Origin of the sequence: Micromonospora sp. NPDC048843, assembly GCF_040649965.1 — a bacterium.
Classification (GTDB): Bacteria; Actinomycetota; Actinomycetes; order Mycobacteriales; family Micromonosporaceae; genus Micromonospora; species Micromonospora hortensis.
The window spans coordinates 1-15,096 of record NZ_JBEZGJ010000079.1; the positions used below are offsets into that span (position 1 = coordinate 1).

The following is a 15,096-nucleotide window of genomic DNA, read 5'->3' on the forward strand; positions in this document are numbered from 1 at the left end:
GCGTCGCTGACCAACTCGTCGCGCTTGAAGAGCGCCGTGGCGTAGTTCAGCTTGATCGGCATGCGGTGCAGCGGCGGGCGCGGCCACCCGCCAGCTCGGCGTTGTGCCGCCGGTCCCCGGGACCCGTGGTGGCCAGCTGGGGCCGGCCTGCGGCGAGGGCGCCGAAGGCACTGCCCGCACCACCGTGGTGCACCAGCGCCGCGCTCGCCGGCAACGCCTCGTCGAGCGGGATCCAGTCGACCACCCGCACGTTGCCGGGCACCGAACGGGCCGACCGCTTGTCGGGGCGAACCAGCACGATCTCGGCGTCCACCTGGGCGGCGGCGGCCACCACGGCGGGCATCGGCCCCCTGTCGCCGGGGCCGGTGAGGGTGCTGCGGGTGACCAGGATCCGGGGGCGCTCACCCGGCTCGCGCAGCCAGGCCGGCAGCTCGCCACCGCCGACATAGGACATGTAGCGCATCGGCCAGCCGCCCTGGTTGGCGACGCTGGGTGGGGCCACGGCGAGGGCGGCGGCCGGCGCGGGCAGCTCGGTGAGGCCGTGCCGGCGCAGCGCCGCGCCGAGTCGGGCGACGGTGGCGCGGACCAGGTCCCGGCCGTCGAAGAGGGCGTTCTCCTGACGTACGGCCGGCACGTCGAGGCGCGCGGCGGCCACCGCACCGGCGACCGCGAACGGTTCGTACAGCACCAGATCCGGCCGCCACTGGGTGGCCAGCGCGACCACCGGATCGGTGAGCTGGTCGTTGAGCGCGCCGAACAGCAGGCCGGCGCCCCGGGTGCCGGCGGTGCCGGCCATCTCCGCCCGCGCGATCAACGGATGGCGGGGAAAGACCCGCAGCGCGATCCGGCCGAACTCGAAGCCCGGCGCGATGTCGTGCACCGGCAGACCGGCATCGGCGGCGGCCAGGGCACCACCGCCGGTGGCCACCAGCACGTCGTGGCCGGCGTCGCGGAGCGCGACAGCGAGCGGCACCAGCGGGAAGACGTGCCCGACGAGCGGGGCGGAGACCACCAGCACGCGCATGGACCCGATCCTATGTCGACCACTGCCACACCTGGGGGGCCTGCTCGCTGCCCTTCGGCGTCACCTACCGGTCGTCAGCTCACCAGGCGTAGGACTGCGGGGCTTCTCCCGGCCCGGGCCAGATCTGGTCGAGTCGCTCCATGACCTCGTCGTCGAGCCGCACGGACAGGGCATCGAGGTCGAGTCGCAGCTCGTCGACCGACGTCGCGCCGACGATGGTGGTGCAGACGACCGGGTTGCGCAGCAGCCAGGCCACGGCCACGGCCGCCGGCTGTGCGCCAAACTCCCGGCACAGCCCCTCGTAGGCCGTGAGCTGGTCGCGGTGCGCCTCGACGCGTTGCCGCGTCGAGGGGTCGGTGGTGCGGCAGTGGTCAACGGCGTCGAGCGCGCCAGCGAGCAGGCCAGCGTGCAGAGGGCTGTAGGGAATCAGTCCGACGCCGAGGTGACGCAGGGCGGGGACGAGTTCCTGTTCGACGGCGCGCACGGCAAGGTTGTAGAGGCTCTGCTCGCTGGTCAGGCCGAGAAAGTGGCGTGCCGAGGCGGCGGCCTGGGCGAGTGCCACGTCCCAGCCGGCGAAGTTGCTGCTGCCGACATAGGTGATCTTGCCTTCGCGGACGAGCTGCTCCATCGCCTGCCAGATCTCCTCCCACGGCGTGGCCCGGTCCACGTGGTGCATCTGGTACAGGTCGATGTGGTCGGTCTGGAGTCGCCGCAGGCTGGCCTCGCACGCGCGGCGGATGTGGTAGGCGGACAACCGGCGGTCGTTCGGGCCGAGCCCCATCGGCTGGTACACCTTCGTGGCCAGGACGATGTCGTCACGGTGCCCACTGCGCCGTAGCCACCGGCCGACGGTCTCCTCCGCGATGCCATAGCCCTTCCGCATCCCCGGAGACTGTGGCCCGCCGTAGACGTCGGCGGTGTCGAAGATGTTGATGCCGGCGTCGACGGCGGCGTCCATGACAGCGAAACTGGTCGCCTCGTCCACCGTGTACCCGACGTTCATGGTGCCGAGGCCGATCCGGCTGACCAGCAGACCGGAGCGGCCCAGGCGCCCGTACGTCATGGTGTCCACCAGCCGAGGGTAGGGGACGTGGGTACGTCGGGCAGCGGTCAGGCGGACGGTCGCTGGTCGACGATGCGGCGCATCTTGCCCATCGACCGTTCCACGGTGTCCGGGGCGAGGACGTCGACCGCCACGCTCACCCCGATGGTGTTCTTGACCAACTGGACCAGCGCGTCGCCGGCCCGCTCGGCGGCGTCCACGTCGATGTCGGCTCGCCGCTCCACCCGCACCGTCAGGAAGTCCAGCCGGCCGTGCCGATCGAGGACGCACTGGAAGTGCGGCGAGAGCTGCGGGGTGCGCAGGATCAGCTCCTCGATCTGGGTGGGGAAGATGTTCACCCCACGCAGGATCATCATGTCGTCGGTGCGGCCGGTGATCTTCTCGATCCGGCGCATCGGCCGGGCGGTGCCGGGCAGCAGCCGGGTCAGGTCGCGGGTGCGGTAGCGCACCACCGGCATCGCCTCCTTGGTCAGGGAGGTCAACACCAGCTCACCCCGCTCGCCGTCGGGCAGCACCGCCCCGGTGACCGGGTCGATGATCTCCGGGTAGAAGTGGTCCTCCCAAAGGTGCAGCCCGTCCTTGGTCTCGACGCACTCGGTCGCCACGCCGGGGCCCATCACCTCGGAGAGCCCGTAGATGTCGACGGCGTGGATGTCCAACTGCTGCTCGATCTCTCGGCGCATGTCCTCGGTCCACGGCTCGGCGCCGAAGATGCCCACCTGCAGTGAGGTGGCCCGCGGGTCGATGCCCTGGCGGCGCATCTCGTCGACGATGGCCAGCAGGTAGCTGGGCGTGACCATGATGACCTCGGGCTCGAAGTCGCGGATCAGCATGACCTGACGCTCGGTCATGCCTCCGGAGACCGGGATGACGGTGCAGCCCAGCTCCTCGGCCCCGTAGTGCGCGCCGAGGCCGCCGGTGAAGAGCCCGTAGCCGTACGCGACGTGCACCCGGTCGCCGGGGCGGCCGCCGGAGGCGCGGATCGAGCGGGCCATCAGCCGCGCCCAGGTGCGCAGGTCGTCGCGGGTGTAGCCGACCACAGTCGGCCGGCCGGTGGTGCCGGAGGAGGCGTGCAGGCGGGCCACCCGCTCCCGGGGTACGGCGAACATGCCGAACGGGTAGTTCTCCCGCAGCTCCGCCTTGCCGGTGAACGGGAAGCGTGCCAGGTCGTCGAGATCCCGGCAGTCGTCGGGGTGCACGCCGGCCGCGTCGAACGCCCGCCGGTAGTGCGGCACGTTGTCGTACGCGTGCCGCAACGACCAGCGCAGTCGGTCGCGTTGCAGGGCGCGCAGCTCGTCGAGGCTGGCGCGCTCGATCGGCTCCAGCTCCTCGGGACGAGGGGTGCGGTCCTGCATCGGCTGCCTCCTTGGCGCGGCGGTCCCGGTGGGGCTGCGGGTACCGTACGCCCGCTGTCGCCGGGGCCGGCGGGGCGGTCAGCGGGTGGCCGGCAGCCGGTGCAGGGCGTCGACCAGCGGCGCCAGCTCGGGGGTGGCCTCCGCCTGGGCGAGCGCGTCGGTGAGCACCCGGTCGTGGGTGGGTCGGGTCTGGGCGAGCAGCTCGGAGCCGGCCGGGGTCAGCTCGGTGTAGATGCCGCGCCGGTCGTCGGCGCAGAGGATGCGGGTGAGCAGCCCCCGCTGTTCGAGGCGGGTGACCAGTCGGGTGGTGGCGCTGCCGGAGAGCGCGGCGGCGCGGGCGAGCTGGCTCATCCGCATGTGCCAGCCGTCCTGGCGCGAGAGGGCGTCGAGCACCGTGTATTCGACGACGGAGAGATCGTGACCGGCCTGTAGGGCCCGCTCCAGGGACGTCTCGATCAGCCCGTGCAGGGCGGCGAGGGTGCGCCAGCCCTGCGCGCGGATCTCGACCGCGTCGTCGGCGATGCCCATGCCGGCCTCCTCGGTGTGATCTGAACGGACCCCAGGTTACCACGCTTGCGCCGATATAAAGCGCGTGCAAGTATTTCGTTGCCAGCGCGCGTAGTTGCACGCGCCGCATATCTGACCCCTCCCGATGGGAAGACCATGTCCGTACGCCACAAGTCCCTGCCGCCCGGCCTGATCGCGCTGGCAATCGGCGCCTTCGGCATCGGACTCACCGAGTTCGTGATCATGGGGCTGCTGCCCGAGGTGGCCGCCGACTTCGCGGTCACCGAGCCGGTGGCCGGCTGGTTGATCTCCGGCTACGCGCTCAGCGTGGCCGTCGGCGGCGTCGCTCTCACCGCGGCGGTCACCCGCCTGCCGCGCAAACCCGTGCTGCTCGGCCTGATGGTGCTGTTCATCATCGGCAACCTGCTCTCCGCCGTCGCCGGCGACTACGCCGTGATGATGGCCGGTCGGATCGTCGCCGCGCTCTGCCACGGCGCGTTCTTCGGCATCGGCGCCGTGGTCGCCGCCGGCCTGGTCGCACCGGCCCGCCGGGCGGGCGCCATCGCCATGATGTTCGCCGGCCTGACCATCGCCAACGTGCTCGGTGTGCCGTTCGGCACCTTCCTCGGGCAGCACTTCGGCTGGCGGTCGACGTTCTGGGCGATCACCGCCATCGGGGTGGTCGCCCTGATCGGGTTGGCCCTGCTGATCCCGGCTGCCGACACCGCCAACGCCGACCGCCCGGCCGGAGGGCTGCGCGGCGAGTTGCGGGCCTTCACACACCCGCAGGTCTGGCTCTCCCTGGTGATCACCGTCCTGGGCTTCGGTGGGATGTTCGGCGCGTTCACCTACATCGCCTACACGTTGACCGAGGTCAGCGGCTTCGCCACCAGCACCGTGCCGTGGCTGCTCGTCCTCTTCGGCGTGGGGCTCTTCGCGGGCAACCTGCTCGGCGGCCGGGCGGCGGACAGGTCACTGTCGCGCACGCTGGTCACCGTCCTGGCGGTGCTCACAGTGGTGCTCGTCGGCTTCGCGCTGACCGCCACGAATCCGGTGCTGACCATCGTCGCGCTGGTGCTGATGGGCGGGTTCGGCTTCGCGACGGTGCCGCCGCTGCAAATGCGGATCATGCGGTACGCGCACCAGGCGCCGACCCTGGCGTCCGGGGCGAACATCGCCGCGTTCAACCTCGGCAACGCGTTGGGCGCGTGGATCGGCGGGGTGACGATCGCCGCCGGACTCGGCTACACCTCGCCGATCTGGGCCGGCGCCGCACTCACCCTCATCGGTCTGGGCGTACTCCTCGGCGCGCTGCGGCTGGCCCGCCGCGACGAGCCGGCTCGGGCCGACGCGAGCCTGGTGGACGCCCCGGTCTGACGTCGTCGGAAGGGGGACGCCGGGCCGGGCGGATGCCCGGCCCGGCGTCACTCTGATCATCGCCCTGCCATCTTCTCGCAATTGCAAAAGATGTGCAACAAGGTCTGGACAACACGCTCGTGCCGTAACTAGCCTGATCGCTATGAGTCCTTACATTGTGGATCCCTGGGCCTGGCAGGAGAGCTGGGACCGTCAGCAGGAGGCCTACCTCCCGGACCGGGAACACCGATTCACCGCCATGCTCGACACCGTCGACGCGGTCCTCGACGGCCGGCCGCCGCGCGTGCTCGACCTGGCCGGCGGCACCGGCACCATCTCGCTGCGTACGCTGGCGCGCTTCCCCACCGCCGAGACGACACTTGTCGACCTCGACCCGGCGCTGCTCGCCATCGCCGACGCCTCGCTGGCCGACCGGGCCACCATCATCACGGCCGACCTCGGCACCCCCGAGTGGCGCTCCACGCTGCCACACCAGGAGTACGACGCCGTGCTCACCGCCACCGCCCTGCACTGGTTGCCGGCCGACCGGCTCGGGCAGCTCTACGCCGAACTGCGTGACGTGCTGCGACCGGGCGGCGTCTTCGTCAACGCCGATCACATGCCCGACGACACAGTGCCGGAGCTGACCAAGCGGCTGATGGACCGGGCCCGGGACCGGCGCAACGCCCGGTACGCCGCCGGCGCGGTGCTGTCCTGGTCGGACTGGTGGGAGCGGGCCGGCGCCGACCCGGCGCTCGCCCCGCTGGTCGCTCAGCGACACGCCATCTACCCGACCGGGCACAGCCCCGAATGGAACCCGCCGGTCTCCTGGCACCTGGCCGCGCTCACCGCGGCGGGCTTCAGCGAGGTCGGCACGGTCTGGAGAGGCGGCCCGGACGCCGCCGTCGCGGCGGTGCGCTGACGCGACCCTCGCCGACACTGCGCTGACGCCGCTGTGGCGGCACTGCGCTGACGCCGCCCCCGCCGGCACTACGCTGGGGAGCCGTGCCAGAGTCGTTCGAGCCGCGTACCGACCCCGACGTCGACCTGCGCGTCCCCGCCGACCGCCGCGAACTGACCGCGCGCCCCGCGACGGTCCTCGCCGCCATCGCGGCCGGCGGGGTGCTCGGCGCGCTGGCCCGGGCCGGCCTGCAACACGCCGTTCCGCATCCACCGGCCGGCTTCGGTTGGGCCACGTTCACCATCAACACGTCCGGCTGCCTGCTGATCGGCGTGCTGATGGCGGTGCTCGGGCACCTCGACGGTGGACCTCCGCTGGCTCGCCCGTTCCTCGGGGTCGGGGTGCTCGGCGGGTTCACCACCTTCTCCACCTACGCGGTCGATGTTCAGCAGGCGATCGTCGTGGGCGCACCGGGCACGGCGCTGGTGTACCTCGCCGCGACGGTGCTCGGGGCGCTCGTCGCGGTCGCCCTGGGCGACGCCGTCACCGCCGGGCTGCTGCGTCGGGTGACCCGATGACCGCGCTGCTCATCGCCCTGGGCGCGGCCGTCGGCGCGCCGTTGCGCTACCTCACCGACCGGGCCGTGCAGTCCCGGCACGGCTCCGCGTTCCCCTGGGGCACGCTGCTCGTCAACGTGGCCGGGTCGCTGCTGCTGGGCGTCCTGGTCGGGTGGCCGGCCGGCCCTGCGGTCAGCGCGTTGCTCGGCACCGGGTTCTGTGGCGCGCTGACCACCTACTCCACCTTCAGCTACGAGACGCTGCGGCTGGCCACTGACGGTCATCGACTCCTCGCGCTGGCCAACGTGCTCGGCAGCGTGGCCGCCGGGCTCGCCGCGGCCACCGCCGGCTACGCGGTGGCCCGCGCCCTGACCGGCTGACCGCACACCAGCCGCGCCGCGCCCGACTTCATCCCCAGCAACGCCTGAACCACTGCCGATCCACCACACACCGAGGGTATATACGCGGGGTATACCCTCGGTGTAGTCTGCTGGCATGAGCGTGCCACTGACCCTCCTCGGACTCCTCGAACGCGAGCCCAGCCACGGTTACGACCTGAAGCGCGACTACGACGCCTTCTTCGGCCGCGGCAAGCCACTGCCGTTCGGCCAGGTCTACTCCACCCTCAGCCGGCTGGCCCGCGACGGCAAGGTGGTGATCAGCGACGTCGCCCCGGGCTCCGGCCCGGACCGCAAGCGCTACATCATCACCGACGTCGGCGCGACCGAGGTCGAGCAGTGGCTGACCCAACCGGTCGACCCGGAACCGCACCTGCAGACGGTGCTCTTCGCCAAGGTCGTGCTCGCGCTGATGCTCGACCGTCCCGCCGACGAATACCTCGACACCCAGCGCAGCGCGCACCTGCACCGGATGCGTGAGCTGACCGAGATCAAGCGCGCCGGCAGCCTGGTCGACGCGCTGCTCGCCGACCACGGCCTCTACCACCTCGAGGCCGACCTCCGATGGATCGAGATGACCGGCGCCCGCCTGGACGCCCTGCGGAAAGAGGTACGGCAGTGAACGCCGTGATCGAAGCGCGCGACGTCGAGTTCTCCTTCGGTCAGACCCCCGCCCTGCGCGGCGCCAGCGTCGCCGTGGAGGCGGGCGAGATCCTCGCCGTCATGGGCCCCAGCGGCTCGGGCAAGTCCACCCTGCTGCACTGCCTGGCCGGCATCCTGGTGCCCGACTCCGGCGAGATCCTCTTCGACGGGGCCCGCGTGCACGCCATGACCGAGACCGAACGCAGCAGCCTGCGCCGGGACCGGTTCGGTTTCGTGTTCCAGTTCGGTCAACTCGTCCCCGAGCTGACCGCTGTGGAGAACGTCGCGCTGCCGCTGCTGCTCAGCGGCGTACACCGCAAGCAGGCTCTGCCCCGGGCGCGGGCCTGGTTCGCGCGCCTCGGGTTGGACGGCCTGGAGCAGCGGCGTTCGGGTGAGCTCTCCGGCGGGCAGGCGCAACGGGTCGCCCTGGCTCGCGGCCTGGTCGCCGAGCCGCAGGTGCTCTTCGCCGACGAGCCGACCGGCGCGCTCGACTCGCTCACCGGCGAGCAGGTGATGGACCTGCTGGTCGGCGCCGCCCGCGAGCAGGGCACCACTGTCATCCTGGTCACCCACGAGCCGAGGATCGCGGCGTACGCCGACCGCGAGGTCATGGTCCGCGACGGGCGCGTGAACGCGCCGGACCGGATCGCCTCGTGATCCGCTTCGGGCTCCGCCTCGCCGTGGCCGGCGGCCGTGAGGCGCTGACCCGCCTTGTCGTCATCGCCGCCGCCGTCGCAGTCGGCAGCGGGCTGCTGCTGACCACCTTCGCCGGGGTCAACGCGGTAAACGCCCAGCTCACCCGATACGCGTCGATGTATCCCAGCGCCTCGGCCGGCGACGCCGACCCGCTGTGGTGGTCGAACCGGCAGGACTTCTTCCACGGTGAGCAGATCATTCGGATCGACGTCGCCGCGACCGGCTCGACAGCGCCCACCCCGGTCGGCATCCCGACCACCCCGGGCCCCGGCGAGTACTACGCCTCGCCCGCGTTTCGCGAACTGCTGGCCGCCCACCCGACCGACCAGCTGGCGGACCGCTACCCGGGGCGTGACCTGGGCACCGTTGGTCCGGCCGCGCTGACCTCGCCGGACACCCTGCTCGTCATCGCCGGCGGCGCCCCCGACCAGGTCGCCAAACTGCCCAACGCGCAGAAGGTCACCAGCGTCGGCGAGACCCCCGCCCTCCCCGAGGCCACTGTGAACCTGATCCTGGGCGTGATCGCCGGCGGTTTGCTGTTTCCGGTGCTGATCTTCATCGGCACCGCCACCCGGCTCAGCGCCGCCCGCCGGGAGCAGCGCTTCGCCGCGATGCGCCTGGTCGGCGCGACGCCCCGGCAGATCTCGATGGTCGCCGCCGTGGAGGCGGCAGCCGCCGCCGTCGCCGGCACCACCGTCGGCTTCGGCCTGTTCTACGCCTTCCGCGACCCGCTCGCGGCCATCCCGTTCACCGGCATGCCGTTCTTCCCCAGCGACATGTCCCTGGGCGTGCTGGACGTCCTGCTGGTGGCGCTCGGTGTCCCGGCCGGCGCGGCGCTGGCGGCCCAGGTCTCGCTGCGCCGGGTCCGGATCTCACCGCTGGGCGTCACCCGGCGGGTGACTCCCAAGGCTCCGCGCGCGTACCGGCTGATCCCGATGGTGCTCGGCGTCGCCGTGCTGGTCTTCGCCATCGGCTTCCGGCCCGAGACGTCCGACGGTCAGGCCGCTGTGTTCCTGCCCGGGCTGCTGCTCATCATGGCCGGCCTGGTCTTCGCCGGCCCGTGGTTGACGATGGTCGGCGCCCGGGTGATGGCCCGGTATGCCAACCGCCCGGCCACGCTCATCGCCGCGCGACGCCTCGCCGACAACCCGAAGGCCGGCTTCCGGGCGATCAGCGGCATCATGCTGGCGCTCTTCGTCACGAGCGTGTCCGTCGGAGTGATCACCACGATCGTCGCCAACCGCGGCCCGTCACCCACCGGCTCGACCGACGCGGGCACTGTGACCACCGTCTTCGACGAGCAGACATCGTCGGTGCCCGACACGCTCTTCGCCGAGCTGCGGGCGATCAGCGGGGTGCGCTCCGCGACCGCCATCCGCGAGAACCCGGTGGTGACCGACTCCGGCGAGGTCGGGGTGATCGCGTGCACCGACCTGCCGAGCGCGTACGGCCGGTGCGCGGACGGCGCGAGCGTCATCGAGGTGCCGTTCGGCCTCAGCCGCTGGCGGGAGTCGGCATCGCCCGCGACGGTCTGGCCCGCCGCGTCGCTCACCCTCGACGAACTCCAACGGCTACCGGTCGGGGCGATGGTCGTCGGCACGGACGGCTCCGCAGCCGCCGTCGAGGGCACCCGCACCGTGCTGGAGGTTGCCTTCCCCACCTTCTGGGTGGGGCCGAACGTGCCCGGTGACTTCGAGTCGGACTTCGCGAACACGCTGCGGGGCTGGGAGCAACTGGCCAACGTCGTCATCATCGCCAGCCTCGCGCTCGGTGGGTGCAGCCTCGCGGTCAGCGTCATCGGCGGTCTCACCGAACGCCGACGTCCGTTCAGCCTGCTGCGCCTCAGCGGCGCTCCGGTGCGGATTCTGCGTCGGGTGGTGGCGTTGGAGAGCGCCGTGCCGATGCTCGCCGTCGCCGCCGTCGCCATCGGCATGGGCCTCCTCGCCGCCCATCTGTTCCTCAGGGCGCAGATGGACTACACCCTCGTCGCGCCGGAGCCGGGCTTCTACGTGATCGTCGTGGTCGGGTTGGCAGCCTGCCTCGGCGTCATCGCCTCCACCCTGCCGCTACTGGAACGCATCACCGGCCCGGAGACCGCCCGCAGCGAGTAGTCGTCACCCGGTCGGCCCGGTGGTGGCGAGAGCCACCACCGGGCCAAGGACGAAGACGGCGGGTGGGCCGACGCCCTCCCGGGTGGCGACGGCGCCGATCTCGTCCAACCGGGCGGGGACCGATCGCTGGTCGGGCAGCCCGGCGTCCTGCACAGCCAGCACCGGGGTCTCCGGGGCACGACCGTGCTCGATCAGCACGGTCGCGATCTTGGCGATGGTGTCGACTGCCATCAGCAGCACGACGGTGCCCCGGGCCCGGGCCAGCGCCGCCCAGTCGACGAGCGAGTCGGGGTGCCCGGGCGGCAGGTGCCCCGACACGACTGTGACGTCGTGCGCCACGCCCCGGTGCGTCACCGGCACGCCGGCGAGGGCCGGTGCGGCGAGCGCGCTGCTCACCCCCGGCACCACAGTCACCGGCACGCCAGCCGCCACGCAGGCCTGCACCTCCTCGTGGCCGCGCCCGAAGACGTACGGGTCACCACCCTTGAGCCGGACCACCCGGCGACCGGCGCGGGCGTGCGACACCAGTGCCTCGTTGATCGCCTCCTGGGCCATCGACGGACCACGGGGCACCTTCGCGGCGTCGACAACCAGCACGTCGGGACGCAGCCCGGCGAGCAGCCCCTGCGGGGCGAGGCGGTCCACCACCACGACGTCCGCCGCGTCGAGCAGCGCCTTTCCCCGTACCGTGATCAGGTCGTCGGGCCCCGGCCCGCCGCCGACCACGGCGACCGAGCCGTGGTCGTGCCCATGGTGTGCGTGCCCGTGGTCGTGGTGGTCGTGCCCGTGATGGTGGTGGCCGACCGGGTCGTCGGGGTGGTCGTGCGGGCGCTGCGGGCGACCCACCTTGTCCGCGAAGCCGGGCATCAAGACCCGGTACGCGCAGGTGTCGCAGTTCATCCGGATGTCACCGCCCAGCGCCTCGGCGTACCGCTCCAGGACGAGGTCGGCGAGGGCGTCACAGTCGCCGATCACCTCGGCGACGCGGACATCCAGGTCGGGGTGGGCGGCGGCGAACTCCGCCGACTGGGCGACGATCCGGTCCGGCAGCACCCCGGCGAACAGGAAGTACGGCGCCACCACGATCCGCCGCGCGCCGAGGCGGCGCAGGCGCTCCAGCACGGCCGGCACCGACGGCTGCGCCAGGGAGATGAACCCCGGCTCCACACCCGCGTAGCCGCGTCCCTCCCAGAGCAGCCGGGCGACCTTGGCGACCTCGGCGTTGGCGTCCGGGTCGGTGGACCCCCGACCGATCAACGCCACCCACGTGTCGGCCCGGTCGGCGCCGGACAGCTCCGTGTCGGCCCGGCCGGCGCCGGCCAGCGTGTCGGCCCGGTCGGCGCCGGCCAGTGCGGCGTCGATGCGCTGTTCGAGGGCCTCATGCAGCAGCGGGTGGGGGCCGAGCGGGCGGCCGTAGCGGTAGCTCAGCCCGGGATGGCGCTGCTGCTCCCGGGCCATCGCGGCGGGGATGTCGCCCTTGCCGTGACCGGCGCCGGTGAGCACCAGCGGCAGCGCCACCAGCGCCCGGTGCCCACGGGCGACGAGCGCGCCGACCGCGTCGGTCAGCGGTGGGCGGGACAGCTCGATGAAGCCGCCCTCGACGTCGCCGATGTCGCCGCGATCGCGGACCCGCTCGACGAGAGCGGCGAACTGCTCGACCCCGGCCGCGCTGCGCGTGCCGTGCCCGACGATGACCAACCCGGTCATGACTTCTCCTCGGCGTAGAGCAGGGCGTTGAGGGCGGCCGCGGCGACCGCCGAGCCACCCTTCTCCCCCACGTTGGACACGGCGGGCAGGCCGCTGGCCCGCAGCGCCGCCTTCGACTCGGCGGCGCCCACGAAGCCGACCGGCAGGCCGACGACGAGCGCCGGTGCGGCGTCCACTGTGAGCAGTTCGACAAGCGCGGTGGGCGCGCAGCCGACCACCCAGACCGCTCCGGCCCCGACCCGCTCCAGTGCGATCCGGACGGCCGCCGCCGAGCGGGTGATCCCGGCCGAGCGGCCCAGCGCGGCGGCGGCCGGCTCGGCGACCGGGCAGACCAGCTCCAGGCCGGCGCGGGTGATCCCGGCGGCGACCATGGCCACGTCGGTGACCACTGGCGCCCCGGCGCGCAGCGCCGCCAGCCCCGACTCCAGGGCGGCCTCGTCGCAGACCAGCTCGTCGACGTACGCGAGGTCGGCGCTGGCGTGCACCACCCGCTCGGTCACCGCGCGGCTCAGCGGCGGCAGGTGCGACAGGTCGACGCGCTCGCGCAGGATGCGGTACGACTCGGCCTCGATGGGGTGCACTACCCGGCTCATCGGGCTCCTTCACAGGGGTCGGGCTCGACGACGCGGATCGCGTCGACCGGGCAGATCTCCAGGCACTCCAGGCAGCCGGTGCACCTGTCGGCGCGGACCGTGAGGCCACCGGCGACCGGTCGGATCGCGTGCGTGGGGCAGGTGAGCAGGCAGGCGCCGCAGCCCTGGCAGGCGTCGATCGTCACGAGCGCCACCGGTACCCCCGGGGTGTGACCATCCGGCCGGCGACCAGCCGCGTGTCGCTGCTGCCGACGACCACGACGCTGTACATGTCGACGATGGCCGGGTCGAGCGTGGCCACCGTGGCGAGGTGCACCTGTTCGCCCTGGCGGCTGGCGTTGCGCACCACGCCCACCGGGGTGTCCGGTGGACGGTGTGCGGCGAGGATGCCGAGCGCCTTGCCGAGTTGCCAGTCGCGGGCCCGGCTGCGCGGGTTGTAGAACAGCGTCACGAAGTCGCCCTCGGCGGCGGCGGTCACCCGCCGCTCGATGACGTCCCACGGGGTGTGCAGGTCGGACAGGCTCAGGTAGGCGTGGTCGTGCCCGAGCGGCGCGCCGAGCAGCGCCCCGGCGGCGAGGGCGGCGGTGACGCCGGGCACGCCCACCACGTCGATGCGCTCGTCGGCGTACTCCAGGGCGGGGCTGGCCATCGCGTACACCCCGGCGTCGCCGGAGCCGATCAGCGCGACCGCCCGGCCGGCGGCGGCCTCGGTGACGGCGGCGCGCGCCCGCGCCTCCTCCGCGCCCAGCCCGCTGGAGAGCACCCGGGTGCCGGGGCGGAGCACGTCGCGGACCTGCTCCAGGTACTGGTCGAGGCCGACCACCACCGCGGCGCGACGTAGCTCCGCCACCGCGCGGGGGGTGCGCAGGTCGGCGGCGCCCGGCCCGAGGCCGACGACGGCCAGCCGGCCGCGTGGCGCGTGCCGGGCCACCGCCACTGTGGCCATGGCCGTCGCTGTCTTGCCCACCAGCAGCGTCGCGTCGTCGGCCCGGCCGTCCGGGCCGAGCAGGGCCGCGGCCTCCGCCACGCTCGGCGTGCCGACCGCGGCGCGGACCACCTCGCTGGGGTGCGGCACGTCGACCGCCGCCAGCCGCGTCGCCGGCCAGGTCACCAGGGGTACGCCGAGCGCGTCGACGGTGCTGCGGATGCCCGCCTCGTCGGCCTTGATGTCGGCGGTGGCCAGGCAGCGCAGGCTCGCCGGGTCGAGGCCGGCCTCGGCCAGCACCCGGTGCAGCAGCTCCGCCACCTCGGCGGCGGGTACGCCCCGACTCGCGCCCACGCCGGCGACCAGCGACGGCGGCCGCAGCACGGCGGTCCGTTCGTCGGGTGACACCACCCGGTCGGTGACCAGCAGCCGGTACCCGTCGTCCGTCGGGTCCTCGTCAGCCTCGCGCACGTTCGGGGGCAGGGCGGGCAGCGGCCAGTCGGCGTCGGCGATCAGCCGGACCGGCTCGCCGTCCAGGATGGCCCGGGACAGCGCGGCGACAGCGCCCTGCACGGGCCAGCCGAGGGTGTCCAGCCCCGGCAGGTCGACAGCGTCGGTGGCGGTGGTGATCACCGGTCGGGCGTCCAGCAGGGCGGCGACCTGCTCGGCGAGCGCGTTGCCCCCGGCGGCGTGCCCACCGAGCAGCGCCACGGCGTGCCGGGCCGCCTCGTCGACGACCACCACCGCCGGGTCGGTGCGCTTGTCGTCGAGGAGCGGCGCGACGATCCGCACCACCGCCCCGGTGGCCAGGAACGCGATCACGGCGTCGCACCCGGCCCAGGCGGTCCGCAGCGCGTCGGCGACGGTCTCCCCCTCGACCAGCCGGGCGTGCGGCCAGGCGGCGGTCAGGGTGCCGGCGTGCCGGCGGCCGGCGGCGGTGGCCGCCACCAGGCCGATCCGGGCGGGCGGATTCTGGTCGGTCACTGGCGCTCCCCGGTGAGGACGACCACCGGGTTGGTGGCCGCGAGGCGGATCGACCCGCCGGGCAGGTCGGCGAGGCGGGCGGCGGAGAGCTGGCTGCCCTCGACCGTGTAGCCGGCGGCGCGCAGCAGACCCACTGCCGGTGCGACCCGGTCGAGTGCGGCCAGTGTGAGCACCACCCGCTCGGGTTGGCGGGCAACCACGGCGGTGAGGACGTCGACGCCGCCACCGCCGACGAAGACCGCGTCGGGCTCGGTCCCGAGGACGTGCCGGCCGTCGT

Annotated in this window: 15 protein-coding genes and 1 pseudogene; 7 read left to right on the forward strand and 9 right to left on the reverse strand. The window is 73.3% G+C overall.

All coding sequences use genetic code 11. The features are described from left to right. Nucleotides 1-46 precede the first annotated feature (46 nt). The 4 genes from AB0C20_RS19245 to AB0C20_RS19260 all read right to left on the reverse strand — a co-directional run bounded on the left by AB0C20_RS19245 (nt 47) and on the right by AB0C20_RS19260 (nt 3,970). Nucleotides 47-1,024: a nucleotide disphospho-sugar-binding domain-containing protein gene (locus tag AB0C20_RS19245; RefSeq protein ID WP_357568441.1), complete on the reverse strand. Its 978-nt coding sequence runs from the start codon at nt 1,022-1,024 to the stop codon at nt 47-49. Between the two features lie 79 nt (nt 1,025-1,103). Then, nucleotides 1,104-2,087, reverse strand: a complete 984-nt coding sequence (locus tag AB0C20_RS19250; protein WP_357188309.1) for an aldo/keto reductase — start codon at nt 2,085-2,087, stop codon at nt 1,104-1,106. Nucleotides 2,088-2,134: 47 nt separating this feature from the next. Beyond that, nucleotides 2,135-3,442: a phenylacetate--CoA ligase PaaK gene (gene paaK, locus AB0C20_RS19255; RefSeq protein ID WP_357568442.1), complete on the reverse strand. Its 1,308-nt coding sequence runs from the start codon at nt 3,440-3,442 to the stop codon at nt 2,135-2,137. A 78-nt stretch (nt 3,443-3,520) separates the two neighbouring features. Then, nucleotides 3,521-3,970, reverse strand: coding sequence for a MarR family transcriptional regulator (locus AB0C20_RS19260; protein WP_091398381.1), 450 nt, complete (start codon nt 3,968-3,970; stop codon nt 3,521-3,523). 135 nt (nt 3,971-4,105) lie between these two features. On the opposite strand from AB0C20_RS19260, the gene AB0C20_RS19265 reads away from it, so the two are divergent. From AB0C20_RS19265 to AB0C20_RS19295, 7 genes are all read left to right on the forward strand, one after another. Then, nucleotides 4,106-5,326, forward strand: coding sequence for an MFS transporter (locus AB0C20_RS19265; RefSeq protein WP_357188094.1), 1,221 nt, complete (start codon nt 4,106-4,108; stop codon nt 5,324-5,326). Nucleotides 5,327-5,468: 142 nt separating this feature from the next. Further along, a complete protein-coding gene (locus AB0C20_RS19270; RefSeq protein WP_357568443.1) occupies nt 5,469-6,227 on the forward strand; it encodes a class I SAM-dependent methyltransferase in 759 nt (252 codons plus the stop codon). A gap of 83 nt (nt 6,228-6,310) precedes the next feature. After that, complete coding sequence (locus tag AB0C20_RS19275; RefSeq protein WP_357188098.1) at nt 6,311-6,784, forward strand: CrcB family protein; 474 nt, start codon at nt 6,311-6,313, stop codon at nt 6,782-6,784. Next, nucleotides 6,781-7,143: a fluoride efflux transporter CrcB gene (gene crcB, locus AB0C20_RS19280; protein WP_357188100.1), complete on the forward strand. Its 363-nt coding sequence runs from the start codon at nt 6,781-6,783 to the stop codon at nt 7,141-7,143. The genes AB0C20_RS19275 and crcB overlap by 4 nt, the downstream gene beginning before the upstream one ends. 115 nt (nt 7,144-7,258) lie before the next feature. Next, nucleotides 7,259-7,783, forward strand: coding sequence for a PadR family transcriptional regulator (locus tag AB0C20_RS19285; protein WP_357188102.1), 525 nt, complete (start codon nt 7,259-7,261; stop codon nt 7,781-7,783). After that, nucleotides 7,780-8,460, forward strand: a complete 681-nt coding sequence (locus AB0C20_RS19290) for an ABC transporter ATP-binding protein (protein ID WP_357568444.1) — start codon at nt 7,780-7,782, stop codon at nt 8,458-8,460. Before AB0C20_RS19285 ends, AB0C20_RS19290 begins: the two co-directional genes overlap by 4 nt. Further along, entirely contained in the window at nt 8,457-10,610 is a 2,154-nt protein-coding gene (locus tag AB0C20_RS19295; protein ID WP_357568445.1) for an FtsX-like permease family protein, read from the forward strand. Before AB0C20_RS19290 ends, AB0C20_RS19295 begins: the two co-directional genes overlap by 4 nt. Nucleotides 10,611-10,613: 3 nt before the next feature. On the opposite strand, the gene cobA is transcribed toward AB0C20_RS19295, so the two are convergent. The 5 genes and pseudogenes from cobA to AB0C20_RS19320 form a co-directional block, all read right to left on the reverse strand. Continuing rightward, entirely contained in the window at nt 10,614-12,317 is a 1,704-nt protein-coding gene (cobA, locus tag AB0C20_RS19300; protein ID WP_357188108.1) for a uroporphyrinogen-III C-methyltransferase, read from the reverse strand. Continuing rightward, the gene (locus tag AB0C20_RS19305) at nt 12,314-12,910 is read right to left on the reverse strand and encodes a precorrin-8X methylmutase (RefSeq protein WP_357188110.1); all 597 of its coding nucleotides are present in this window, start codon (nt 12,908-12,910) and stop codon (nt 12,314-12,316) included. The genes cobA and AB0C20_RS19305 overlap by 4 nt, the downstream gene beginning before the upstream one ends. After that, nucleotides 12,907-13,104: a 4Fe-4S binding protein gene (locus AB0C20_RS19310; protein WP_112588067.1), complete on the reverse strand. Its 198-nt coding sequence runs from the start codon at nt 13,102-13,104 to the stop codon at nt 12,907-12,909. The genes AB0C20_RS19305 and AB0C20_RS19310 overlap by 4 nt, the downstream gene beginning before the upstream one ends. Continuing rightward, nucleotides 13,092-14,819 carry a precorrin-3B C(17)-methyltransferase gene (gene cobJ, locus AB0C20_RS19315; RefSeq protein WP_357188112.1) on the reverse strand — a complete coding sequence of 576 codons (1,728 nt, stop codon included), beginning with the start codon at nt 14,817-14,819 and terminating at the stop codon, nt 13,092-13,094. The genes AB0C20_RS19310 and cobJ overlap by 13 nt, the downstream gene beginning before the upstream one ends. Beyond that, nucleotides 14,816-15,064 (reverse strand): annotated as a pseudogene (locus tag AB0C20_RS19320) (bifunctional cobalt-precorrin-7 (C(5))-methyltransferase/cobalt-precorrin-6B (C(15))-methyltransferase); the annotation flags it as partial. The gene cobJ and the pseudogene AB0C20_RS19320, both read right to left, overlap by 4 nt. Between the last annotated feature and the right edge of the window lie 32 nt (nt 15,065-15,096).

What these genes read in the sequence shown, in the direction of transcription:
- AB0C20_RS19270 (WP_357568443.1), top strand. Translation starts at nt 5,469, where the DNA reads ATGAGTCCTTACATTGTGGATCCCTGGGCCTGGCAGGAGAGCTGGGAC.
- AB0C20_RS19260 (WP_091398381.1), bottom strand. Translation starts at nt 3,970, where the DNA reads ATGGGCATCGCCGACGACGCGGTCGAGATCCGCGCGCAGGGCTGGCGC.
- crcB (WP_357188100.1), top strand. Translation starts at nt 6,781, where the DNA reads ATGACCGCGCTGCTCATCGCCCTGGGCGCGGCCGTCGGCGCGCCGTTG.
- AB0C20_RS19285 (WP_357188102.1), top strand. Translation starts at nt 7,259, where the DNA reads ATGAGCGTGCCACTGACCCTCCTCGGACTCCTCGAACGCGAGCCCAGC.
- AB0C20_RS19250 (WP_357188309.1), bottom strand. Translation starts at nt 2,087, where the DNA reads ATGACGTACGGGCGCCTGGGCCGCTCCGGTCTGCTGGTCAGCCGGATC.
- AB0C20_RS19305 (WP_357188110.1), bottom strand. Translation starts at nt 12,910, where the DNA reads ATGAGCCGGGTAGTGCACCCCATCGAGGCCGAGTCGTACCGCATCCTG.
- AB0C20_RS19265 (WP_357188094.1), top strand. Translation starts at nt 4,106, where the DNA reads ATGTCCGTACGCCACAAGTCCCTGCCGCCCGGCCTGATCGCGCTGGCA.
- AB0C20_RS19245 (WP_357568441.1), bottom strand. Translation starts at nt 1,024, where the DNA reads ATGCGCGTGCTGGTGGTCTCCGCCCCGCTCGTCGGGCACGTCTTCCCG.
- paaK (WP_357568442.1), bottom strand. Translation starts at nt 3,442, where the DNA reads ATGCAGGACCGCACCCCTCGTCCCGAGGAGCTGGAGCCGATCGAGCGC.
- cobA (WP_357188108.1), bottom strand. Translation starts at nt 12,317, where the DNA reads ATGACCGGGTTGGTCATCGTCGGGCACGGCACGCGCAGCGCGGCCGGG.